At 58.2% G+C, this 22,811-nt stretch carries 23 protein-coding genes and 1 riboswitch; of the genes, 13 read left to right on the forward strand and 10 right to left on the reverse strand.

All coding sequences use genetic code 11. The annotated features are described in order from the left end of the window. The first annotated feature begins 67 nt into the window (after positions 1-67). The 4 genes from bioB to bioD are packed head-to-tail and all read left to right on the forward strand — an operon-like array spanning position 68 to position 3,695. On the forward strand, positions 68-1,108 hold the full coding sequence (gene bioB / locus N2K86_RS06475; protein WP_260660872.1) for a biotin synthase BioB: 1,041 nt from the start codon (positions 68-70) through the stop codon (positions 1,106-1,108). Beyond that, entirely contained in the window at positions 1,105-2,262 is a 1,158-nt protein-coding gene (bioF, locus tag N2K86_RS06480) for an 8-amino-7-oxononanoate synthase (protein WP_260660873.1), read from the forward strand. The genes bioB and bioF overlap by 4 nt, the downstream gene beginning before the upstream one ends. Next, on the forward strand, positions 2,246-3,001 hold the full coding sequence (gene bioC, locus N2K86_RS06485; RefSeq protein WP_260660874.1) for a malonyl-ACP O-methyltransferase BioC: 756 nt from the start codon (positions 2,246-2,248) through the stop codon (positions 2,999-3,001). The genes bioF and bioC overlap by 17 nt, the downstream gene beginning before the upstream one ends. Then, complete coding sequence (gene bioD, locus N2K86_RS06490) at positions 2,994-3,695, forward strand: dethiobiotin synthase (RefSeq protein ID WP_260660875.1); 702 nt, start codon at positions 2,994-2,996, stop codon at positions 3,693-3,695. Before bioC ends, bioD begins: the two co-directional genes overlap by 8 nt. Here bioD and N2K86_RS06495 read toward each other — a convergent pair. Next, the gene (locus tag N2K86_RS06495) at positions 3,658-4,380 is read right to left on the reverse strand and encodes an ABC transporter ATP-binding protein (protein WP_260660876.1); all 723 of its coding nucleotides are present in this window, start codon (positions 4,378-4,380) and stop codon (positions 3,658-3,660) included. The two genes, bioD and N2K86_RS06495, sit on opposite strands and share 38 nt — an antisense overlap. Before the next feature lie 752 nt (positions 4,381-5,132). On the opposite strand from N2K86_RS06495, the gene uvrB reads away from it, so the two are divergent. Then, positions 5,133-7,148, forward strand: a complete 2,016-nt coding sequence (uvrB, locus tag N2K86_RS06500) for an excinuclease ABC subunit UvrB (RefSeq protein WP_238459206.1) — start codon at positions 5,133-5,135, stop codon at positions 7,146-7,148. Positions 7,149-7,209: 61 nt separating this feature from the next. On the opposite strand, the gene yvcK is transcribed toward uvrB, so the two are convergent. Beyond that, on the reverse strand, positions 7,210-8,118 hold the full coding sequence (yvcK, locus tag N2K86_RS06505) for a uridine diphosphate-N-acetylglucosamine-binding protein YvcK (protein WP_260660877.1): 909 nt from the start codon (positions 8,116-8,118) through the stop codon (positions 7,210-7,212). 225 nt (positions 8,119-8,343) lie between these two features. After that, positions 8,344-8,477: riboswitch (molybdenum cofactor riboswitch) on the forward strand. Between yvcK and moaA the strand changes: the two genes are divergently transcribed. From moaA to N2K86_RS06535, 6 genes are all read left to right on the forward strand, one after another. Further along, positions 8,465-9,454: a GTP 3',8-cyclase MoaA gene (moaA, locus tag N2K86_RS06510; RefSeq protein ID WP_260660878.1), complete on the forward strand. Its 990-nt coding sequence runs from the start codon at positions 8,465-8,467 to the stop codon at positions 9,452-9,454. It overlaps the preceding riboswitch by 13 nt. A gap of 24 nt (positions 9,455-9,478) precedes the next feature. Continuing rightward, the gene (moaB, locus tag N2K86_RS06515) at positions 9,479-9,991 is read left to right on the forward strand and encodes a molybdenum cofactor biosynthesis protein B (RefSeq protein ID WP_260660879.1); all 513 of its coding nucleotides are present in this window, start codon (positions 9,479-9,481) and stop codon (positions 9,989-9,991) included. Between the two features lie 3 nt (positions 9,992-9,994). Continuing rightward, positions 9,995-10,480, forward strand: a complete 486-nt coding sequence (gene moaC / locus N2K86_RS06520) for a cyclic pyranopterin monophosphate synthase MoaC (RefSeq protein WP_049008689.1) — start codon at positions 9,995-9,997, stop codon at positions 10,478-10,480. Continuing rightward, complete coding sequence (moaD, locus tag N2K86_RS06525) at positions 10,473-10,718, forward strand: molybdopterin synthase sulfur carrier subunit (RefSeq protein WP_237991905.1); 246 nt, start codon at positions 10,473-10,475, stop codon at positions 10,716-10,718. Before moaC ends, moaD begins: the two co-directional genes overlap by 8 nt. A 1-nt stretch (position 10,719) precedes the next feature. Further along, entirely contained in the window at positions 10,720-11,172 is a 453-nt protein-coding gene (gene moaE / locus N2K86_RS06530; RefSeq protein ID WP_260660880.1) for a molybdopterin synthase catalytic subunit MoaE, read from the forward strand. Between the two features lie 64 nt (positions 11,173-11,236). Beyond that, complete coding sequence (locus N2K86_RS06535; RefSeq protein WP_010428846.1) at positions 11,237-11,944, forward strand: Bax inhibitor-1/YccA family protein; 708 nt, start codon at positions 11,237-11,239, stop codon at positions 11,942-11,944. A 105-nt stretch (positions 11,945-12,049) separates the two neighbouring features. Here N2K86_RS06535 and N2K86_RS06540 read toward each other — a convergent pair whose 3' ends face one another. From N2K86_RS06540 to N2K86_RS06550, 3 genes are read right to left on the reverse strand one after another with little or no spacing between them, the layout of a single operon-like run. Further along, complete coding sequence (locus N2K86_RS06540; RefSeq protein ID WP_010428847.1) at positions 12,050-13,012, reverse strand: lysylphosphatidylglycerol synthase domain-containing protein; 963 nt, start codon at positions 13,010-13,012, stop codon at positions 12,050-12,052. After that, the gene (gene clsB / locus N2K86_RS06545; protein ID WP_260660881.1) at positions 13,012-14,250 is read right to left on the reverse strand and encodes a cardiolipin synthase ClsB; all 1,239 of its coding nucleotides are present in this window, start codon (positions 14,248-14,250) and stop codon (positions 13,012-13,014) included. Before clsB ends, N2K86_RS06540 begins: the two co-directional genes overlap by 1 nt. Then, positions 14,247-15,008 carry an endonuclease/exonuclease/phosphatase family protein gene (locus N2K86_RS06550; RefSeq protein ID WP_260660882.1) on the reverse strand — a complete coding sequence of 254 codons (762 nt, stop codon included), beginning with the start codon at positions 15,006-15,008 and terminating at the stop codon, positions 14,247-14,249. The genes clsB and N2K86_RS06550 overlap by 4 nt, the downstream gene beginning before the upstream one ends. A 133-nt stretch (positions 15,009-15,141) precedes the next feature. Between N2K86_RS06550 and N2K86_RS06555 the strand changes: the two genes are divergently transcribed. Continuing rightward, complete coding sequence (locus tag N2K86_RS06555; RefSeq protein ID WP_014883088.1) at positions 15,142-15,552, forward strand: YbhQ family protein; 411 nt, start codon at positions 15,142-15,144, stop codon at positions 15,550-15,552. Here N2K86_RS06555 and N2K86_RS06560 read toward each other — a convergent pair. The 5 genes from N2K86_RS06560 to cecR are packed head-to-tail and all read right to left on the reverse strand — an operon-like array spanning position 15,514 to position 21,154. Beyond that, positions 15,514-16,620: an ABC transporter permease gene (locus N2K86_RS06560; protein WP_047173455.1), complete on the reverse strand. Its 1,107-nt coding sequence runs from the start codon at positions 16,618-16,620 to the stop codon at positions 15,514-15,516. The two genes, N2K86_RS06555 and N2K86_RS06560, sit on opposite strands and share 39 nt — an antisense overlap. Before the next feature lie 9 nt (positions 16,621-16,629). Continuing rightward, positions 16,630-17,763 (reverse strand): ABC transporter permease, encoded by a 1,134-nt coding sequence (locus N2K86_RS06565; protein ID WP_260660883.1) that lies wholly within the window; start codon positions 17,761-17,763, stop codon positions 16,630-16,632. Continuing rightward, on the reverse strand, positions 17,753-19,492 hold the full coding sequence (locus tag N2K86_RS06570; RefSeq protein ID WP_260660884.1) for an ATP-binding cassette domain-containing protein: 1,740 nt from the start codon (positions 19,490-19,492) through the stop codon (positions 17,753-17,755). Before N2K86_RS06570 ends, N2K86_RS06565 begins: the two co-directional genes overlap by 11 nt. Then, positions 19,485-20,480: a secretion protein HlyD gene (gene hlyD, locus N2K86_RS06575; protein WP_260660885.1), complete on the reverse strand. Its 996-nt coding sequence runs from the start codon at positions 20,478-20,480 to the stop codon at positions 19,485-19,487. Before hlyD ends, N2K86_RS06570 begins: the two co-directional genes overlap by 8 nt. Then, positions 20,477-21,154 carry a transcriptional regulator CecR gene (gene cecR / locus N2K86_RS06580; RefSeq protein ID WP_260660886.1) on the reverse strand — a complete coding sequence of 226 codons (678 nt, stop codon included), beginning with the start codon at positions 21,152-21,154 and terminating at the stop codon, positions 20,477-20,479. The genes hlyD and cecR overlap by 4 nt, the downstream gene beginning before the upstream one ends. A gap of 207 nt (positions 21,155-21,361) precedes the next feature. Here cecR and rhlE point away from each other — a divergent pair, with 207 nt between their 5' ends. Further along, complete coding sequence (gene rhlE, locus N2K86_RS06585; RefSeq protein WP_260660887.1) at positions 21,362-22,744, forward strand: ATP-dependent RNA helicase RhlE; 1,383 nt, start codon at positions 21,362-21,364, stop codon at positions 22,742-22,744. The last annotated feature ends 67 nt before the right edge of the window (positions 22,745-22,811 follow it).

A 22,811-nucleotide genomic window follows, 5' to 3' on the forward strand; every position in this document is an offset into this window, starting at 1 on the left:
TTTGAAAAGTTTTAGGTTTACGAGTATAAACCGAACCGAAAATTAACAAAACCCTTGGAGAAGCCCCATGGCTCACCACGCACGCTGGACGATGTCGCAAGTTACTGAATTATTCAACAAACCTTTCCTTGAGCTGATGTTCGAAGCCCAACAGGTGCATCGTCAGCACTTCGATCCCCGCCATGTTCAGGTCAGCACGCTGCTGTCGATCAAGACCGGCGCCTGCCCGGAAGACTGCAAATATTGCCCGCAGAGCGCGCGCTACAAAACCGGTCTGGAGTCAGAGCGCCTGATGGAAGTTGAGCAGGTGCTCGACTCCGCGCGTAAGGCGAAAAATGCCGGTTCGACCCGCTTCTGCATGGGCGCGGCGTGGAAGAACCCGCACGATCGCGACATGCCGTATCTTGAGCAGATGGTGAAGGGCGTGAAGGAGATGGGCCTCGAAGCCTGTATGACGCTCGGCACGCTCAACGAGCAGCAGGCGCAGCGCCTCTCCGCGGCGGGGCTGGACTACTACAACCACAACCTCGACACCTCGCCGGAATTTTACGGCAACATCATCACCACGCGTACCTATCAGGAGCGTCTGGACACGCTGGATAAAGTGCGTGATGCCGGGATCAAGGTCTGCTCCGGCGGCATCGTGGGCTTAGGTGAAACGGTGAAAGACCGCGCGGGCCTGCTGCTGCAGCTGGCGAACCTGCCGACCCCGCCGGAAAGCGTGCCAATCAACATGCTGGTGAAGGTCAAGGGCACGCCGCTGGCGGATAACGAAGACGTGGACGCGTTTGATTTTATTCGCACCATCGCGGTAGCGCGCATCATGATGCCGACCTCTTTCGTGCGCCTCTCTGCCGGTCGCGAGCAGATGAACGAGCAGACCCAGGCGATGTGCTTTATGGCCGGAGCCAACTCCATCTTCTACGGCTGCAAGCTGCTGACCACGCCGAACCCGGAAGAGGACAAAGACGTTCAGCTGTTCCGCAAGCTGGGGCTGAACCCGCACCAGACCGAGGTGCTGACGGGCGATAACGAGCAACAGCAGCAGCTGGAGCAGCAGATTTTCAACGCCGACACCGACCAGTTCTACAACGCGGCAGCCGTATGACCTGGCAGGCACGAATGAATACCGCGCTGGACGAACGCCGGGCAGCAGAGGCGTTTCGCGTTCGCAGGGTGGTGGAAAACGGCGCGGGCCGTTTTCTTACCCGCGAGGGGCGGCAGTTTTGTAATTTTTCCAGCAACGACTATCTCGGCCTGAGCCAGCATCCGGTCATCATCCGCGCCTGGCAGCAGGGCGCGGAGCGGTTTGGCGTGGGCAGCGGCGGCTCGGGACACGTCAGCGGCTACACCACGGCGCATCAGGCGCTGGAAGAGGCGCTTGCCGACTGGCTGGGCTATCCTCGCGCGCTGCTCTTTATTTCGGGCTTTGCCGCGAATCAGGCGGTCATTACCGCCCTGATGGAAAAAGAGGACCGCATAGTCGCCGACCGCCTGAGCCACGCGTCCCTGCTGGAGGCGGCAAATTTAAGCCCGGCTCAGCTGCGGCGTTTTGCCCATAACGATGCGGGGCAGCTTGCTGCGCTGCTGGATAAACCCTGCGACGGACAGCAGCTGGTGGTCACCGAAGGGGTGTTCAGCATGGACGGCGACAGCGCGCCGCTTGCCGCGCTGCACGAGGCTGCAAAACGGCAAAACGCCTGGCTGCTGGTCGACGATGCCCACGGCATCGGCGTCATGGGAAACGAAGGACGCGGCAGCGCGAACCAGCAAAACGTGAAGCCGGAACTGCTGATTGTCACCTTCGGCAAAGGCTTTGGCGTCAGCGGCGCCGCCGTGCTGTGCAGCGATTCGGTCGCAGACTATCTGCTGCAGTTTGCCCGACACCTGATTTACAGCACCAGCATGCCCCCGGCGCAGGCCGTGGCGCTGTCCGCGTCGCTGGCGGTGATCCGCAGCGCAGAAGGGGATGAACGTCGCCAGCGGCTGGCAGAGCATATCTCCCGCTTCCGCCAGGGGTTAGCGGCGCTGCCCTTCCACAGTCCCGATTCGCAGAGCGCTATCCAGCCGGTGATTGTCGGCGAAAATGCTCGCGCGCTGGCGCTGGCACAGGCGCTGCGCGAGCGCGGCATGTGGGTGACCGCCATCCGCCCGCCAACGGTCCCGCCCGGTACCGCACGGCTGCGTTTAACCCTGACAGCGGCGCATGAAGCACGGGATATCCAGACGTTGCTGGAGGCACTCCATGTTGCCGGTGAATAAGCAGGCCGTTGCGGCGGCATTCGGACGGGCCGCGCAGAGCTATTCGCAGCACGATGAACTGCAGCGTCTGAGCGCGCAGGGGCTTCTGGCCGTGCTTGGCGAGGATCGCTTCGCACAGGTACTGGATGCCGGCTGTGGTCCCGGCAGCAACAGCCGCTACTGGCGCGAGGCGGGGAGCCAGGTAACGGCCATCGACCTGTCGCCCGCAATGCTGGACGAAGCGCGCCAGCAGCAGGCTGCGCATCATTACCTGGTGGCCGATATCGAGGCCATCCCGCAGGCGGATGCGCAGTTCGATCTGGTCTGGAGCCATCTGGCGGTGCAGTGGTGCAGCAGCCTGCCGCAGGCCTTAAGCGAGCTTTATCGCGTGACGCGACCGGGCGGGAAGGTGGCCTTTACGACCTTGCTGGAAAGTTCGTTACCGGAGCTGAATCAGGCGTGGAAAGCGGTGGATGAGCAGCCGCACGCTAACCGCTTTTTATCGCATGACCAGGTGACGCAGGCGCTGGCAGGCTGGCGCTATCGCAGCACGGTGCAGACCATCACCCTCAATTTTAGCGATGCGTTCAGCGCCATGCGCTCGCTGAAGGGCATCGGGGCCACGCACCTGCATGCCGGGCGGGAGAGAAAACTGCTCACCCGGGGACAGCTGCAGCGTCTGGAGCTGGCCTGGCCGCAGCAGCGGGGGCAATTTCCGCTCTCTTATCAACTTTTTCATGGGATTATCGAACGTGACTGAACGTTATTTTGTTACCGGCACGGACACGGAAGTGGGCAAAACGGTTGCCAGCTCGGCGCTGCTGCAGGCGGCGCAAAAGCTTGGGAAAAACACAGCCGGGTATAAGCCCGTCGCCTCAGGCAGCGAGATGACGCCGGAAGGCTTACGCAACACCGACGCGCTGGCGCTCCAGCGCAACAGTACGCTTGAACTTGCCTATTCAGCGGTGAATCCGTACACCTTTGCCGAGCCGACCTCGCCGCACATCATCAGTGCCGATGAGGGCCGTCCGATTGATTTCGCCGTGCTGTCTGCCGGATTACGGACGCTGGAAAGCCAGGCCGACTGGGTGCTGGTGGAGGGGGCTGGCGGCTGGTTTACGCCGCTTTCGGACACGCAGACGTTTGCTGACTGGGTGCAGGCCGAGCAGCTTCCGGTCATTCTGGTCGTCGGCGTCAAGCTGGGCTGCATCAATCACGCCATGTTGACAGCGCAGGCCGTACAGCAGGCCGGGCTGCATCTGGCGGGCTGGATAGCCAACGACGTGGTTGCCCCGGGTAAACGCCATCAGGAGTATCTGGCGACGCTCAGGCGCGTCCTTCCCGCGCCGTGCCTCGGGGAAATTCCCTGGCTGGCTGACGGCGCGGAAAATGCCGAAACCGGACGTTATCTCGATCTCAGCGTCTTGCTTCCCGCGACATCCAGTGGGCGATAAGCTCGTCATCGAGTTCGTTAACGTGGCCCTGCGCCACGTTACGCCCGCGATAGAGCATGCAGAAACGGTCCGCCACCCGGCGGATAAACGACAGCTGTTGCTCCGCTAATAACACCGTCATACCTAACTCCCGATTTAAGCGCACCAGCAGCTGCCCCAGCTTCTGGGCGAAGCTGTGTCCTGCGCCGTGCAGGGGTTCATCGAGGATCAGCAGGCGCGGGCGGTTCACCAGCGCATTGGCCAGCGCCAGCTGATACTGGTCATCCGGAGAGAGCGTGTTGGCGCGGGCCTGCCGCAGCGCATAGAGTGCCGGAAACAGGTCGTAAACGTCTCTTTTCGCCTCAGGATCGGGTTTCCCCACGGCCTGCATCGCAATATGCAAATTTTCATCGATGGTCAGCTGGGAAAAGATCCGTCTGTCCTGCGGCACATAGCCTATGCCCGGCATGGAACGGTGGTCTGACGCCTGGCTGAGCAAATCGTGCGGCGGCGCCCCGGCTTCATGCCAGATAATGGTGCCGCTTTCGACGGGCACTTTTCCGGTAATGCAGTTCATCAGGGTCGTTTTGCCCATTCCCGGCAGGCCAACGACGCCTGTACACATGCCTTGCGGAAAATCTAAATCCAGGTTCCATAGCGTATGTTGGCTTCCGTAAAACTGATTCACAGCACGCAGACTCAACATCTTTCTCTCCTTAAAAATGTTTATTGATGACGCTCGTAGTCGACTGTGCAAAACGCCTGCCAGAAACCATAAAGTGATTAAAAAAGGGGCTTTTTTAGGAATAAGTCTCTGCGGATCGTCGCGCGGATCCCTGAATTGCACATCAACGGTGCCGGAAGCGGTGAATTGTGGTGCAGGGTGTGAAATGGCGGATTTGTGAGCGAGATCGCATGAGTTGGTTATGAATGACTCAACTGTTTATCATCAAAAAATAGCTATAAAAATTTTTTGTTGCCGCCTCGTGGGAAAAACCGGGAATTTGCCGAGCGCCAGTCTGCATGGGCTGGAAGCAGTTATCCACTATTCCTGTGGATAACCATGTGCATTAGAGTTAGAAAACACGCGATAAGCGAGAGAAGACGCGGCTTACGCCCAAATTGACGCGAAACGCGGCTTTAGAAAATATCGTTTATTATTTAATTGCTTAGATAAAAGCAATTGCCGTCATGAAAGTGTCACCCGTTGCCACAAAACTATCATTACCTGGCTTGACAAATGTTAAAAAAGGAAAAGTTCTGGGGATAACCGAGTCAGGCTGGTGTTTTATTTTGTCACAGTCTACATTTCAACCGGAATCGCGCTCATTCCCCAGGTGCTACTCTAAATATCCTGCCATGCCACTGGTTTTCCATCCAGTGTTTTTTACTGGCATTCCTGGCAACAACGAGTAAAATTACTCACCTGCCGCTTATAACGTCATCAGGTTGTCGCCCATGAGTAAACCGTTCAAATTGAATTCTGCTTTCCGTCCTTCGGGGGATCAGCCCGAGGCCATCCGCCGTCTGGAAGAGGGGCTGGAAGATGGGCTGGCGCATCAGACGCTATTAGGTGTGACGGGGTCAGGTAAAACCTTCACCATCGCCAACGTGATTGCGGATCTCCAGCGCCCAACGATGGTGCTGGCACCCAATAAAACCCTGGCGGCGCAGCTTTATGGTGAGATGAAAGAGTTCTTCCCGGACAACGCGGTGGAGTATTTTGTCTCCTACTACGATTACTACCAGCCAGAAGCCTATGTGCCGAGCTCTGACACCTTCATCGAGAAGGATGCCTCAGTGAACGAGCACATTGAGCAGATGCGTCTGTCGGCCACTAAGGCGCTTCTGGAGCGTCGCGATGTTGTGGTGGTGGCATCGGTTTCCGCGATCTACGGTCTGGGCGATCCGGATCTCTATCTCAAGATGATGCTGCACCTGACGCAGGGAATGATCATTGATCAGCGCGCCATCGTCCGTCGTCTGGCTGAACTGCAATATGCCCGTAACGATCAGGCCTTCCAGCGCGGGACATTCCGCGTGCGCGGAGAAGTGATCGACATCTTCCCGGCGGAATCAGACGATATGGCGCTGCGCGTTGAGCTGTTCGATGAAGAGGTTGAACGCCTGTCGCTCTTCGACCCGTTGACCGGACACATTGAATCGGTGATCCAGCGCTTCACCATCTACCCGAAAACGCACTACGTGACGCCGCGCGAGCGTATTGTGCAGGCGATGGAAGAGATCAAAGTGGAGCTGGCCGAGCGCCGCAAGGTGCTGTTGGCGAACAATAAGCTGCTGGAAGAGCAGCGCCTGAGCCAGCGCACCCAGTTCGACCTTGAGATGATGAACGAGCTGGGCTACTGCTCCGGCATTGAAAACTACTCGCGTTTCCTCTCCGGGCGCGGGCCGGGCGAGCCGCCGCCGACGCTGTTTGACTACCTTCCGGCAGACGGTTTGCTGGTGATCGACGAATCCCACGTCACGATCCCGCAGATCGGCGGGATGTACCGCGGTGACCGCGCGCGTAAAGAGACGCTGGTGGAATACGGCTTCCGCCTGCCGTCGGCGCTGGATAACCGCCCGATGAAGTTTGAAGAGTTTGAGGCGCTCGCGCCGCAAACCATTTACGTATCGGCCACGCCGGGCAACTACGAGCTGGAGAAATCCGGTGAAGATGTTGTCGATCAGGTTGTGCGTCCGACAGGTCTGCTCGACCCCATTATTGAAGTTCGTCCGGTGGCCACGCAGGTGGACGATCTGCTCTCGGAAATTCGGGCCCGTTCCGCCATCAACGAGCGCGTGCTGGTGACCACGCTCACCAAGCGTATGGCGGAAGACCTGACCGAGTATCTCGAAGAGCACGGCGAGAAGGTGCGTTATCTGCACTCGGATATCGATACCGTTGAGCGCATGGAGATCATCCGCGACCTGCGTCTGGGCGAGTTTGACGTGCTGGTAGGGATTAACCTGTTGCGGGAAGGCCTGGATATGCCGGAGGTCTCGCTGGTGGCGATTCTGGATGCGGATAAAGAGGGCTTCCTGCGTTCTGAACGTTCCCTGATCCAGACCATCGGCCGTGCGGCGCGTAACGTCAACGGGAAAGCGATTCTGTACGGTGACAAAATCACCCCGTCGATGGCGAAAGCGATTGGTGAAACGGAGCGCCGCCGTGAGAAGCAGCAGCGCTACAACGAAGAGCACGGCATTACGCCGCAGGGTCTGAACAAGAAGGTAGTGGATATCCTGGCGCTGGGTCAGAACATTGCCAAAACCAAAGCGAAAGGTCGCGGCAAGGCGCGTTCAGTGGTGGAAGAAGATACCGTCGTGCTGACGCCGAAAGCGCTGCAGCAGAAAATCCACGAGCTGGAAGGGCAGATGATGCAGCACGCGCAGAACCTGGAGTTCGAAGAGGCGGCGCAGATCCGCGACCAGCTTCATCAGCTGCGGGATCTTTTCATCGCGGCATCGTGAGTGGGTGATCTGTTTTCTCCCTCTCCCTGTGGGAGAGGGCATCAGGCCGCACAAAACGAACCTAACCCAGCGCCTGAATCGCCTTCTCCAGCGCCTCGCGCAGCAGGTGACGGTCATGGCGATATTTAACATCACTCGCCTCCAGCGGCTCCTGCACCACCACGCGGTCACCAATACCCGACACGTCCACCTTCGGCCCCACCACGACACCGTCGATAATTTTTTTACCGACGTACTGCTCCATTAACTCAAGCTTGTCCGCCAGCGACAGGCTCGCCGCCGCCGGGCTCAGTTCACGTCCCAGGTTACCGATGTAGACCATCGGGGCAGGGGTGCGGCGCAGCGCCTGCGCCAGCTCTTTCACCAGCAGAATCGGCATCAGGCTGGTGTAAAAACTGCCCGGGCCAATCAGGATCAGATCCGCTTCCCCGATGGCTTCTACCGCTTCGCGCGTGGCGGGGACGCCTGGATAGGTCATTAGCTCCGTTGGCGGCAGGATGAGCTGATCAATATTCACCTCACCGTAAACTTCATGCCCTTCAGCGTCGATAGCCATTAAATCGACCGGTTGTTCAGACATGGGGATCAGAAATGCATCCACTTTAAGCAGATTACGGATCAGGTTGATGGCTTCAAGAGGCCTCACGCTCAGGTGATCTAAAGCCTTTAACATCAGATTTCCGAGGTTATGCCCCGAAAGTTCGCCATTACCGCCAAAACGGTACTCAAACATCGCCGATGCGACGCTCGGTTCGGTAATTAACTGGTTCAGACAGTTGCGCATATCTCCCCAGGCAATCCCGCCTTCGGCACGTCGGATCCGCCCCGTTGAGCCGCCGTTATCGGTGGTGGTCACTATCCCTGTCAGCCTTGACCCGAGTGACGACAATGAGGACATGACACGGCCCAGGCCGTGGCCTCCGCCAAGAGCGACCACTCGGTCAAGATCCGCAAAAGTGCGATTGCGCATAGGTATTCCTTATCACGTTCGATCGCGTAACAGTAACCTAACTACCCCTAAAAGACGATGCCTCAGCCGATGCAAAATGACGTATATCAATGTGAAAGTGCGGTTTTTGGGTATCCTGTAGCGAAAATGCACGATTAAGTCGCTATATATATAATTATATAGCGAAATGCGAGAATGGCGAAGTGATGATTTCCGCGTTACTATCGTTATAACCACGTTTTCATTTTTGAAAACATACACTCTAGCCCTGGCGCCTGTGTCGAACGATATGGCGTCCTGGCCGTGGCAAATTAGCCACCAGGGTACAGAAAGAAATGACTGTGCCTCCCGATTTGGAAAGGTGTACATGGCTTCACAACTTACTGATGCTTTCGCGCGTAAGTTTTTCTACTTACGTCTGTCGATTACCGATGTGTGTAACTTCCGTTGCACCTACTGCCTGCCCGATGGCTATAAACCGGGCAGGGTCACCAATAACGGCTTTCTTTCTGTCGATGAAGTGCGGCGCGTTACGCGCGCCTTCTCTGAGCTCGGCACCGAAAAAGTGCGTCTGACCGGTGGCGAACCCTCTTTACGCCGTGATTTCCCCGACATCATTGCGGCCGTGCGTGAAAACGCACGTATCCGACAAATTGCGGTGACGACCAACGGTTATCGCATGGCGCGTGACGTGGCGAACTGGCGCGATGCAGGGCTGACGGCGATCAACGTCAGCGTCGACAGCCTGGATGCCCGTCAGTTCCACGCCATTACCGGACAGGACAAGTTCCAGCAGGTGATGGACGGCATTGACGCCGCATTCGCGGCGGGCTTCGACAAAGTCAAAGTGAACACCGTGCTGATGCGTGATGTAAACCATCATCAGCTGGACACCTTCCTGGCGTGGATCAAACCACGCCGCATTCAACTGCGTTTTATTGAACTGATGGAAACCGGCGAGGGCAGCGAGCTGTTCCGTCGCCATCACATTTCCGGCATGGTGCTGCGCGACGCGTTGCTGAAACGCGGCTGGATCCATCAAATCCGCCAGCGCAGCGACGGCCCAGCGCAGGTCTTTTGTCACCCGGATTACGAAGGGGAGATTGGGCTTATCATGCCCTATGAGAAAGACTTCTGCGCCAGCTGCAACCGCCTGCGCGTCTCCTCCGTTGGCAAGCTTCATCTCTGCCTGTTCGGCGACGGCGGCGTAGATCTTCGCGATTTGCTGGAAGACGATGCGCAGCAGGACGCGCTTGAAGCGCGCATTTCTGAAGCGCTGACGCATAAAAAACAGACCCACTTCCTGCATCAGGGCAATACCGGTATTACTCAGAACCTGTCTTACATCGGCGGGTAATCAGGCTTAAGAAGGAATCAGAAGATGAGTCAGGTAAGCGCAGAATTTATCCCGACACGCATTGCTATCCTTACCGTTTCCGACCGCCGTGGCGAAGAGGATGATACCTCCGGCCACTGGCTGCGTGATGAGGCGCATGAAGCGGGGCATCACATCGTCGATAAGGCAATCGTAAAAGAGAACCGCTACGCCATTCGCGCTCAGGTCTCTCAGTGGATCGCCAGCGATGAGGTGCAGGTGGTGTTGATTACTGGCGGTACCGGCTTTACCGCAGGCGATCAGACTCCCGAAGCGCTGATCCCGCTGTTCGACCGCGAAGTAGAAGGCTTCGGTGAAGTATTCCGCATGCTCTCCTTTGAAGAGATTGGTACCTCCACGCTTCAGTCGCGCGCCGTGGCGGGCGTGGCGAACAACACGCTGATTTTCGCCATGCCGGGCTCGACCAAAGCCTGCCGCACCGCATGGGAAAACATTATCGCCCCGCAGCTGGATGCCCGTACCCGTCCGTGTAATTTCCACCCCCATTTAAAGAAATAAGCGATGTCACAACTGACCCACATTAACGCCGCTGGCGAAGCGCATATGGTGGACGTCTCCGCCAAAGCGGAAACGGTGCGCGAGGCGCGCGCGGAAGCGTTCGTCACTATGCTGCCAGAAACCCTGGCGATGATTATCGACGGCAGCCACCACAAAGGTGATGTCTTTGCGACCGCGCGCATCGCGGGGATTCAGGCCGCTAAACGGACCTGGGACTTAATCCCGCTCTGCCACCCGCTGATGCTGAGCAAGGTGGAGGTGAACCTGCAGGCGCAGCCGGAACACAGCCGCGTGCGCATCGAGTCACTCTGCCGCTTAACCGGCAAAACCGGCGTGGAGATGGAAGCGCTGACGGCGGCCTCTGTCGCCGCGCTGACCATCTACGATATGTGTAAAGCGGTGCAGAAAGATATGGTGATTGGCCCGGTGCGCCTGCTGGCGAAAAGCGGCGGCAAATCCGGTGATTTTAAGGTGGACAGCCATGATTAAGGTGCTCTTTTTTGCGCAGGTGCGCGAGCTGGTGAATACCGACAGCCTGACGCTGGATGCGTCTTTCGAAAACGTCGCTGCCCTGCGCACGCATCTGGCGGCACAAAGCGACCGCTGGGCGCTGGCGCTCGACGAAGGCAAGCTGCTGGCCGCCGTGAATCAGACGCTGGTTGAATTCACCCATCCGCTGAACGCAGGGGATGAAGTGGCCTTCTTCCCGCCGGTGACAGGGGGCTAAAATGGCTGAAACCCGAATTCTGGTTGGTCCCGAGCGTTTTAACGTGGGGGCAGAATATAGCTGGCTGGCGGAACGCGATGAAGACGGCGCAGTTGTCACCTTTACCGGTAAAGTGCGCAACCACAACCTCGGTGACAGCGTGAAGGCTCTGACGCTGGAGCACTATCCGGGGATGACCGAAAAATCGCTGGCGGCGATTGTCGACGAGGCGCGAGGTCGTTGGCCGCTCGGGCGCATCACGGTTATTCACCGCATCGGCGAGATGTGGCCTGGCGAGGAGATTGTCTTCGTCGGGGTGACCAGCGCACACCGCAGCAGCGCGTTTGCGGCAGGGGAGTTCATTATGGATTTCCTCAAAACTAAAGCGCCATTCTGGAAGCGCGAAGCCACGCCGGAAGGTGACCGCTGGGTGGAATCGCGCGACAGCGATAAACAAGCCGCCAGCCGTTGGTAGTCGGTTTACGTGGATGTGTTAATCTTAACGTGTGTGTCTACTTAATCTTAATCAGGAGTGAATCATGGACCGATTTCCGCGTTCCGATTCAATAGTACAGCAGACCCGTAGCGGCCTGCAGACGTATATGGCTCAGGTGTACGGCTGGATGACGGTCGGCCTGCTGCTTACCGCGTTTATTGCGTGGTATGCGGCGAACACGCCTGAACTGATGATGTTTATCTTCTCCAGCAAAATCACCTTCTTTGGGCTGATTATCGCGCAGCTTGCGCTGGTATTTGTGCTTTCTGGCCTGGTGCAAAAGCTGAGTGCCGGAATGGCGACCACGCTGTTTATGCTCTATTCGGCGCTAACCGGGCTGACGCTTTCCAGTATTTTCATCGTTTACACCTACTCCTCCATCGCCAGCACCTTTGTGGTGACCGGCGGGATGTTCGGCGTTATGAGCCTGTACGGCTACACCACCAAACGTGACCTGAGCGGCTTAGGCAACATGCTGTTTATGGGGCTGATTGGGATCGTGCTGGCGTCGCTGGTGAACCTGTGGCTGAAGAGTGACGCGCTGATGTGGGCTGTAACTTACATCGGGGTGGTGGTCTTCGTTGGCTTGACGGCCTACGACACGCAGAAGCTGAAAAACATCGGCGAACAGATCGACGTGCGCGACAGTTCTAACCTGCGCAAATACTCGATTCTGGGGGCGTTGACGCTGTATCTGGACTTCATCAACCTGTTCCTGATGCTGCTGCGTATTTTCGGCAACCGTCGCTGAGGTTGTTTTGCCGGGTGGCGGTGCGGTCTGGTGCCCTCACCCTGACCCTCTCCCACGGGAGAGGGAACAAACACTAAAAACGGCAACAAGGTTGCCGTTTTGCTTTTATTTCGCCAACATCCTCTCATTCTTCGCCCGCAGCTTCTTCGCCCGACTCTCCAGCACCAGATAACAGACCGTTGCCAGCGCCAGCGGCAGGAAGTAATAGATCATGCGGTACGCCAGCAGGGCGGCGATGATCGTTCCCTGAGAGACATGCTCCCCCGCAAGCAACGCGATAAACACCGCCTCCAGCACGCCGATCCCGGCCGGAATATGCACAATCACGCCTGCAATACTGCTCACCAGCAGCACGCCCAGCACGAAGAAGTAATTCACGTCTTCACCAATCAACAGCCAGATAATCGCCCCCATTGCCATCCAGTTGGCGCTGGAGACCACCATTTGCAGTACCGCGAACTTCCATGAGGGCAATACCAGCTTTTGACCCTTGATGGTCATATGGCGGCGTTTAGCAAAGGCGCAGGCCCACAGATACACGGCGATGATCAACAGCAACACGATACCCAGAATGCGCAGCGTGGCCTCGTCGATATACCAGTGCGCGGGCAGTTGCACCACGCCGATGGTGAAGATCACCCCGCCGAGCAGAATATAGCCCAGCCAGTTAGTAGTGATGCTTAACGAGAAAATACGCGTAATGGTTCCGCCCGGCAGGCCAAGGCGCGAGTAAAGGCGATAGCGCATGCCAATGCCGCCGACCCAGGTGCTCAGCGTCAGGTTAAAGGCGTAGCAGATAAACGACACCAGCATCACCTGGCGCTTTGCCAGCTTGTGGCCGCAGTAGGCGCGGCCCAGCAGGTCGTAGCAGCCGTATATCAGGTAGCTCACGATGACCAGCCCGACGGCGCTCAGCAGCACCATTCGGTTGTAGTTACGGATGACCTTCCACACCTCTTCCCAGTCGACTTTTTGCGCGTACACCACCAGCAGAACCGCGACGGCGATAAAGAACAGCCAGGTGAGGATTTTCTTTGCCAGCTTCCAGCGAGGATGCGATTTCGACATCAGGTTTTCCCTCCGTCTTCCGCTTCAATGCGGTCCTGAGTTTCCATTTCGGGTTGAACCGGCGGGTCCACCTGCGCAAGCTTTGGCGTATGCGCGGGCAGCCAGCCGACCATCGCCGGGAAATGGCGCAGGAAGTGGAACACCACCACGCCGATGCCAAGGTTCCACCAGGTGCGTTTCGGCACCATGGACTCATCTACGCGCACGCAGTCATTGACGATCAGCCCCTGAAGGTTATCCCGCAGGGTTTGATTAAACTGCCGATCGTGAATGATCAGGTTCGCTTCCAGATTCAGCGACAAGCTCAGTGGATCGAGATTGCTGGAGCCGACGGTTGCCCAGTGATCGTCCATCAGGGCCACTTTTCCGTGCAGCGGTCGACGGCGATATTCATAGATCTGCACGCCGCCTTTCACCAGATAGTTATAGAGCAGGCGTGCGCCCACTTTGACAATTGGCATATCCGGCTCGCCCTGCACAATCAGTTTCACCCGTACGCCGCGTCGGGCCGCATTGCGCATGGCATGCAGAATACGGTAGCCGGGGAAGAAGTAAGCGTTGGCGATAATCACCTCGCGCTTCGCGTTCGCCAGCATCTTCAGGTAATGACGTTCAATGTCATCCCGGTGCTCGCCGTTATCCCGCCAGATAAACAGCGCCTGCGCTTCGCCTGGCTGTCGGTTCTCCTCCGGGCGATGGCGACGTCGCCACCAGTGGCGAACGGCCTCTTTACCCGGCAGGTTCTCCAGTTCAAACAGTAAAATGTCCTGAACCACCGGGCCTTCAATGCGGATTGCGTAATCCTGCTTGGCTTCCGGGCCGTAGTCAGACATATGTTCAGCGGAGTAGTTAATGCCGCCGACGAACGCCACCGTCTCATCCACCACCACAATTTTGCGGTGCATCCGACGAAAGAGGTTCGTGCGCATGCCAAATAAGCGGGGGCTGGGATCGTAGTAGCGGAAGACCACGCCGGCGGCGGTCAGTTCGTTGACGAACTCATCGCTCAGGTCCGGTGAGCCATAGCCGTCGAGCAGCGCTTCAATTTTGACCCCGCGCCGGGCAGCACGCAGCAGCACGCTGTGCAACTGCTTGCCAACCTCATCTTCGAACCAGATAAAGGTTTCGAGGATCACTTTCTGCTGTGCGTTATCAATCGCTTTAAATACGGCCGGATAATATTGATCGCCATTCTCCAGCAGCGTAATGCGGTTACCTTCCTGCCATGAACATTTCATAAATGGATCTCCGCGCTGAGTGGGGCATGGTCGGAGAGATGTCGCCAGTTGAGTAACGCCAGCGCGGTTGGGCTGCTGGCGTGGGCGTTTTTCACGTAGATTCGGTCAAGGCGCAGCAGGGGAAAGCGTACCGGGAACGTGCGTGCGGGGCGTCCGTTGGCGCGGGTGAAAATTTCCTCCAGCCCGGCGTTCACCTTAAGCGGATGGTTGGCGCGCTGCCGCCAGTCGTTGAAATCACCGGCGATGACCACGGGCTCGCCTTCCGGCAGCGCATTGCTCCATTCGGCGAGCATCTGCAGCTGAGCCTGTCGGTGGGCTTCACGCAGGCCAAGATGAACACAGCCTACGTGAACGGGAAATTCCAGGTCAGGTGGCGTGATACGACAGTAAAGCAGGCCGCGCTTTTCACTTTCGCCCACCGACACGTCGCGGTTCTCATAGTGTTCAATCGGAAAACGCGACAGCACCGCATTGCCGTGATGCCCCTCGGGGTAAACCGCGTTGCGTCCGTAAGCGTAATCGCTCCACATGGTATCGGCCAGAAACTCGTAGTGGGGGGCATCCGGCCAGTTTTCGACATGCATTGGATGCACTTCGTGCGCGCCCATCACTTCCTGCAGGCAAACAATGTCCGCGCTGACGGTGCGAACGGCGTCGCGCAGCTCCGGTAAAATGAAGCGGCGGTTAAATGCTGTGAAGCCCTTATGAATGTTTATCGTCAGCACCTTAAGCGAGAAATGCTGCTTTTTAATGGTCATAAACACCTTCCTGGGTGACTATCCCGATGAAAATAAAGTGTAGTCGGCGTCACAAAAAGATGCGGCGTTACGGAATTTTCCGTAAAGTGCGGTAGTCTGAACTAGCAGAGAAAAATCCTTCAGGAGAGAAGCCATGAAGTGGCAACAACGTGTTCGTGTCGCAACGGGTTTAAGTTGCTGGCAGATAATGTTGCATTTACTGGTCGTGGCCGTACTGGTGATGGGCTGGATGAGCGGCACGCTGGTGCGCGTTGGTCTGGGGCTATGCGTGCTTTACGGCGTCACCGTGCTGTCGATGCTGTTTTTACAGCGTCACCACGAGGCGCGCTGGCGTGAAGTGGGTGATGTGCTTGAAGAGCTCACCACCACCTGGTATTTTGGTGCCGCGATGATTGTGCTTTGGCTGCTGTCGCGCGTGCTGCAAAACAACCTGCTGCTGGCCCTGGCGGGTCTGGCCATTCTTGCAGGGCCTGCGGTCGTCTCGTTGCTGACCAAAGAGAAAAAGCTACGCAATGTTGCGTCTAAACATCGCGTACGCCACTGAACCCGTCGTGGCCGCGATGACCAGTAGCGGCCACAAACTTCCCCAGACAATATCCAGACTCGCATCCTTCAGATAGATCTGCTTGGTGATGTCCGTAAAGTGGCGAATCGGGTTTATCCACGTCAGATCCTGGAGCCACACCGGCATATTCTCGACGGGTGATACGTACCCCGAGAGCAAAATCGCGGGCATCATAAAGACGAATACCCCGATAAACGCCTGCTGCTGCGTCGAGCAGAGTGCGGAGATCAGCAGCCCAAACCCCACCAGCGACAGCCCGTAAATCACCATCGTGAAGTAAAACAGCGCCAGCGAACCGGCAAACGGGATCTGGTAGGCCCAAATCCCCACCCCCAGCACGATGGTAGCCTGAAATGTCGCGACAATCAGCGCCGGCACCGCTTTGCCGACGAAAATCTGCCAGGTGGCGAGCGGGGAGACCAGCAGCTGATCCAGCGTGCCCTGTTCGCGCTCGCGGGCGACGGAGAGGGAGGTCACGATCATCACCCCGATGGTGGTGATCATGGCGATCAGCGACGGCACCACGAACCACTTGTAGTCCAGATTCGGGTTGTACCAGTTGCGCACTACCAGCTCGCTGTTGTTGGGCTTTGGTTTGCCCTCCATCAGCTCCTGCTGGTAATCCTTCACCACCTGCTGCAGGTAGTTGGCCGCTATCTGGGCGCTGTTGGAGTTACGTCCGTCGAGGATCAGCTGCATCGGTGCGGTCTGGAAAGTATCCAGATTACGGGAGAAATCCGCCGGGAACCGCACCAGCAGCAGCGCTTTTTGCGTGTCGATGGTGGGCTGGATCTCCTGTGGGCTTTTCAGTAGCAGAATGTGGGTAAAGGCTTTCGCACGGGCAAAGCGCTGCGTCAGCTCGACGGAATGTTTGCCGTTATCTTCGTTGTAAATAGCAATGGTGGCGTTGGTCACCTCCAGCGTGGCGGCAAACGGGAACAGTAAAACCTGGATCAGCACCGGCAAGACCAGAATGGCGCGGGTTTGCGGCTCGCGCAGCAGGGATTGCAGCTCTTTGCGTATTAACGTCCATAAACGGTGAAACATGCGCGCTCCTTAATCTAACCGCCGCTTGGTTTTCATCCACGTCAACCCGATAAACATCACCGCCGACGCCATCAGAAACAGCGTGTTGATAATCAGCACCACCGGAATACTCCCTGCCAGAAACAGGCTTTGCAGGGTGCTAACGAAGTAGCGTGCCGGGATGATGTAAGTCACGGCGCGGATCACCGCCGGCATACTGTCTATCTGGAAGATAAACCCGGAAAGCATAATCGACGGCAGAAAAGCGGCATTGAGCGCCACCTGCGCGGCGTTAAACTGGTTGCGGGTGATGGTGGAGATGAGCAGCCCCATACCCAGCGTGCTGAGTAAAAACAGGCTGGTGATAAAGAACAGCACTACCAGCGAGCCGCGATACGGCACGCCGAGGATAAAGACGGACACCAGCATACAGAGCAGCATCGCCAGCATGCCGAGAAAATAGTAGGGAATAAGCTTGCACAGCAGCAGCTCGACGCGCGTCACTTCGGTGGAGAGCAGCGCCTCCATGGTGCCGCGCTCCCACTCGCGGGCGATAACCAGCGAGGTCAGAATCGCGCCGATTACCGTCATGATGATGGTTACCGCGCCCGGAATAATAAAGTGCTGGCTGATGGCGGCGGGGTTAAACCAGTAGCGCGTTTGCACGTCGATCAGCGGTTCAAACGTCTCTCCCCGGTCTTCGGCGCGCTGCATCTGCCAGAGCTGCCAGATCCCTTCCGCGTAGCCCTGCACGAAGTTGGCGGTATTCGGCTCGCTGCCGTCGGTGATCACCTGAATCGGCGCATCGGTTTCAGCGCGCGCCATATTGGCGGCGAAATCCACCGGAATGACGATCAGACCGCGAATTTTCCCGGCCTGCATCTTCTGGATCAGTTCCCGCCGGTTGTCGCTGATGGTGGCGTCAATATAGGGTGAGCCGGTCATGGCGTGAGTGAAGTCCAGCGCCTCTTCGCTCTGTTGCTCCAGCAAAATCCCGACCCGCAGCTTGCTGGAGTCCAGGTTTATGCCGTAGCCAAAGATAAACAGCAGCAGCAGGGGGATCACCACCGCAATCAGCCAGCTGCTGGGGTCGCGCACGATCTGCCGCGTCTCTTTAATGCATAGCGCGCGCACCCTGCGCCACGAAATGGCATTACTGCGCATGGGCATTCTCCTTATCCCAGTCGTGGATGAGGGTGATAAACGCCTGCTCCATGGTCGGGTCTGGCTGTGCGTCGTCGGCGGCCTGATTTTTCAGGTCGTCCGGCGTGCCGTGGGCAATCAGCTTGCCGCGATAGACCAGCCCGATGCGGTCGCAGTACTCCGCCTCGTCCATAAAGTGGGTGGTCACCATCACGGTCACCCCTTTCTCCACCATGCTGTTGATATGCAGCCAAAACTCGCGGCGGGTAAGGGGATCAACGCCCGAAGTGGGTTCATCCAGAAACAGAATATCCGGCTCGTGCATCAGCGAGCAGGCCAGCGCCAGCCGCTGCTTAAAGCCGAGCGGCAGTTCGTCCGTGGCGTGGGAAGCAATAGTCGTTAACCCGAAGGCGTCGCTCATGCGGCGGATTTTTTCGTTCTGCGCCCGCCCGCGCAGGCCGTACACGCCGGAGAAAAAGCGCAGATTCTGCTCGACCGTCAGGTTGCCATACAGCGAAAACTTCTGCGCCATATACCCGAGATGCTGGCGCGCCTTGCCGGAGCTGACCTTCAGATCCATGTCCAGCACTAGCGCCTTGCCGGACGTCGGCACCAACAGGCCACACATCATCTTAAAGGTGGTCGATTTTCCCGCGCCGTTCGGCCCGAGCAGACCAAAAATCTCGCCGCGCTTCACCGCAAAATTGACGTTATCGGTGGCGGCGAAATCCCCGAACTTTTTGGTGAGCGATTTCGCTTCGATCACCGTTTCGCCCGACGTGCCTTCCACCGTATGCAAAATGGCGGCAAGCGGCGACTCAGATGTGCCCGCGCCGCCCAGCAGGTCGATAAACGCGTCCTCAAAGCGCGGCGCGGTCTCTTCCATTTCGATCTCAGGCATGCCGGGCGCACGGCGAACATCGTCGACGGTGGCCTCTTTTTTGAGGATCACGCGCACCGAGCGGCCCTGTATCATCCCGTCGCTGACCTGCGGCAGCTTGAGCACCCGCTGCAGCAGCGTGCGGTTGGTCGCCTGCGGGCTATGCAGCAGGAAGCTGCGCCCGGCCATGCTCTGCGTCAGCGTTGTCGGCTCGCCCTGATAAAGCAGTTCGCCTTCATTCATCAGCAGCACGTCCCGGCACTGTTCCGCTTCGTCGAGGTAGGAGGTGCTCCAGAGGATCAGCATCCCGTCGCCCGCCAGCTCGTGCACCATCTGCCACAATTCACGGCGCGAAATCGGGTCAACGCCGACGCCGGGCTCATCCAGCAGCAGCACTTTTGGCTCGCCGACCAGCGTACAGGCCAGCCCCAGTTTCTGCTTCATCCCACCGGAAAGCTTGCCTGCCAGCCGGTCGGTGAACGGGCCGAGGGAGGTAAACTCCAGCAGGCGGGCGAAGGTTTTCTGCCGCGTTTCGCCGGTGACGCTGCGCAGGTCAGCGTACAGGTTCAGGTTTTCCATCACCGTCAGGTCTTCATACAGGCCAAACTTCTGCGGCATATAGCCGAGCATGGCGTGGAGGGCTCCGTCATCCTTGATCGGGTCAAGACCGAGCACGCTGGCGCTTCCTTCATCCGGCTTCAGCAGCCCCGCCAGCATTCGCATCAGCGTGGTTTTCCCCGCGCCGTCCGGGCCCACCAGTCCGGTCACGTAGCCTTTCTGGATGGTACAGTTCAGCGGCGCGACGGCCGGTTTGTCCATTCCTGAGAAGCGTTTGACCAGATTGTTGAGCTGGATAACGTCGTCATTCATGTCGTTCCCCGTTGCTGACTGTTACGGTTACGGGCATACCCTGACGCAGCGCGTCGTCCGCATCGGTGACGATGATGCGCAGGCGATACACCAGGTCGGTACGCAGGTCCGGGGTTTCAACCGTTTTCGGGGTGAATTCGGCGGTAGGGGAGACAAAGCCCACTTTGCCGTGATACGGCTTGTCGGGGCGGCCGTCGGTATAGAGCAGCAATTCGCGGCCCGGCTGCATCTGCCCGAGGTTCGGCTCGTCAATGTAGGCGCGCACCCACACCGGGCGGGTCAGGGAGAGCGTTAAAACGGTGCTGCCCGCGCTGAGCATGCTGCCCGGCTCCACGGCGCGGGTCATCAGCGTGCCGTCGGACGGGGCGATTAACGTCGTGTCATGCAAATCCAGTTCTGCCTGCGCTAATTGCGCCTGCGCCTGTTCAAGGCTGGCTTTCGCCTGGGCAATATCCTGCGCGCGGTTACCGGTGCGGTACTGGCTTAATTTATCCTGTGCGGATTTCAGCGTAGCCTGCGCCTGGTCGCGGGACGAGCGCGCATTTTCCAGATCGTTAGCGGAAATGGTGCGGCTTTTCCACAGCCCCTGCTGACGCGCGTAGAAGTTCTGCGCGTAGTCATAGGCGGCTTTCGCCTGTTTAACGGCGGCGGCGGCCTGGGCGATCTCTTCATCGCGATAGCCTGCCAGCATCAGGTCATACTGCGCCTGAGCCACGGAAACCCCCGCTTTGGCCTGCATCAGCGCGTTCTCGTAGGGCGCTTTATCCAGCATCCCCAGCGTCTGCCCGCTTTTGATGGCATCACCTTCGTCAACGCTCAGCGAGGCGAGACGTCCGCCGACGCGGAAGCTCATGTTCACCGTGCGGATATCCACGTTGCCGTACAGCGTCAGGCCTTTATCCTGCTGGCTCTGATACCACAGCCAGCCACCTATTCCAGCAGCAAGCAACACAACAACCACCAGAACGATGGCGACAGGTTTTTTCATGACTTCAGGCTCCTTTGCGTTAAGCCTTGCAGGATCAGATCGACATGACAGGCGATCACCTTGCTAATCTGCGCGGCTTTATCCTCATCAAATTGTGTCCAGCCCGTGCGTAACAGGATGGTCTCCCGCCCCAGACGGAAGGCGAGCACTTCGCCCAGCAGGGCATGGGTATGCAAAATCATATCGGTGTCGCTTGCATCGCGTCCGGTATAGGCCGCGATAAGGCGGGTCAGGTGCGAGTGCATCGGCGCAATCACCTGATCGTGTACCCGCTGGTAGGCAGCCGTAGGGGAGAGCTGCTCGCGGGAAATAAACTTGCTCAGGTTCAGCGTATCGTCGTGCGTCAGCAGGCGGATCATATTATTACAGGCGTTGAGAATAAGCTGGCGAACGGCGGCACGATCGGGCGACGGGTGGCTGAGCAGCGCGGTGGCTTCTTCCACGTGCGGGTGAAACTGCGTGCCGATAAAATCGGCGATCCACTGGGCGCAGGCGAGATATAAATCCTCTTTTGAGCCAAAATAGTAGGTAATGGCCGCAATATTCTGCCCGGCCAGCGCGGCAATATCGCGCGTGGTCGCGTGCAGCCCGTACTCACCAAACTGCGCCAGCGCGGCGGCGATAAGCTGGCTTTTGGCCTGTTCACCTTTGGTTGTTGTGGGTGTTGTATTCATGGCGGCATTAAAAATTAATCAATCGATTGATTAAGATTATGTCTGATTCACTCTCCCGTCGAGGGGATGTTGAGGGATATTTTATGCGCCACGTCACAAAAGCTGCTACACTCCGCCCCTTCGCGACATTGTGGTTTTTGTCCTCCCCTATTCGTTATATCTCCCTGAAAACTACACCTGTGATGGTCGGGGCGGTTCGGAGTTTTTATGTCTTTTGATTCCCTTGGCCTGAACCCGGAAATTCTGCGCGCGATCGCAGAACAGGGCTACGTTGAGCCAACCCCAATCCAGCAGCAGGCGATCCCCGCCGTGCTTCAGGGCCGTGACCTGATGGCAAGCGCCCAGACGGGCACCGGTAAAACCGCGGGCTTTACCCTGCCGCTGTTAGAGCTGCTGGTAAAAAACCAGCCGCACGCCAAAAACCGTCGTCCGGTTCGTGCCCTGATCCTGACGCCTACCCGTGAGCTGGCCGCGCAGATTGGTGAGAACGTGCGTGACTACAGCCGCTATCTCAACATTCGCTCGCTGGTGGTTTTCGGTGGCGTCAGCATCAACCCGCAGATGATGAAGCTGCGCGGCGGTGTGGATGTGCTGGTGGCAACGCCGGGCCGTCTGCTGGATCTGGAACACCAGAACGCCGTGAAGCTCGATAGCATTGAAATTCTGGTACTGGACGAAGCCGACCGCATGCTCGACATGGGCTTCATCCACGATATTCGTCGCGTGCTGGCTAAGCTGCCTGCGCGTCGTCAGAACCTGCTCTTCTCCGCGACCTTCTCCGACGAGATCAAGGCGCTGGCGGAAAAGCTGCTGCATAACCCGCTGGAAGTGGAAGTGGCGCGTCGCAACACCGCCTCTGAGCAGGTGACGCAGCACGTTCACTTTGTTGATAAAAAGCGCAAGCGGGAACTGCTCTCCCAGATGATCGGTCAGGGCAACTGGCAGCAGGTGCTGGTCTTTACCCGCACCAAACACGGTGCCAACCACCTGGCGGAACAGCTGAATAAAGACGGTATCCGCAGCGCGGCGATCCACGGCAATAAGAGCCAGGGCGCGCGTACCCGTGCGCTGGCGGACTTCAAATCCGGCGACATCCGCGTGCTGGTGGCGACCGATATCGCCGCCCGTGGCCTGGATATCGAAGAGCTGCCGCACGTAGTGAACTACGAGCTGCCAAACGTGCCGGAAGACTACGTTCACCGTATCGGTCGTACCGGCCGCGCGGCGGCAACCGGTGAAGCGCTTTCTCTGGTCTGCGTGGATGAACACAAGCTGCTGCGCGACATCGAACGTCTGCTGAAGAAAGAGATCCCGCGCATCGAAACCCCGGGGTATGAGGTCGATCCGTCGATCAAAGCCGAGCCGATTCAGAACGGTCGTCAGGGTGGCGGTCGTGGTCAGGGCGGCGGAGGTCGCGGCCAGCAGCCGCGTCGTGCAGAAGGCGGCGCACCGAAATCATCCGGCAAACCGCCGCGTCGTAACAACGACAGCAAACCGGCGGGTGAAAATCCGTGGCGTAGCGGCGAAGGGAAACCGGCGGGGGAAGGGCAGCGTCGACGTCGCCCGCGCAAGCCCGCTAACCCGCAGTAATCTGGAAGCCCGGTCGTAAAGCCGGGCTTTTCTTTTTGCGGCGGCGAAGAGAAAGTGCCACAATAGT

Source organism: Enterobacter mori, assembly GCF_025244905.1.
In the GTDB taxonomy this organism is placed as follows: domain Bacteria; phylum Pseudomonadota; class Gammaproteobacteria; order Enterobacterales; family Enterobacteriaceae; genus Enterobacter; species Enterobacter mori_A.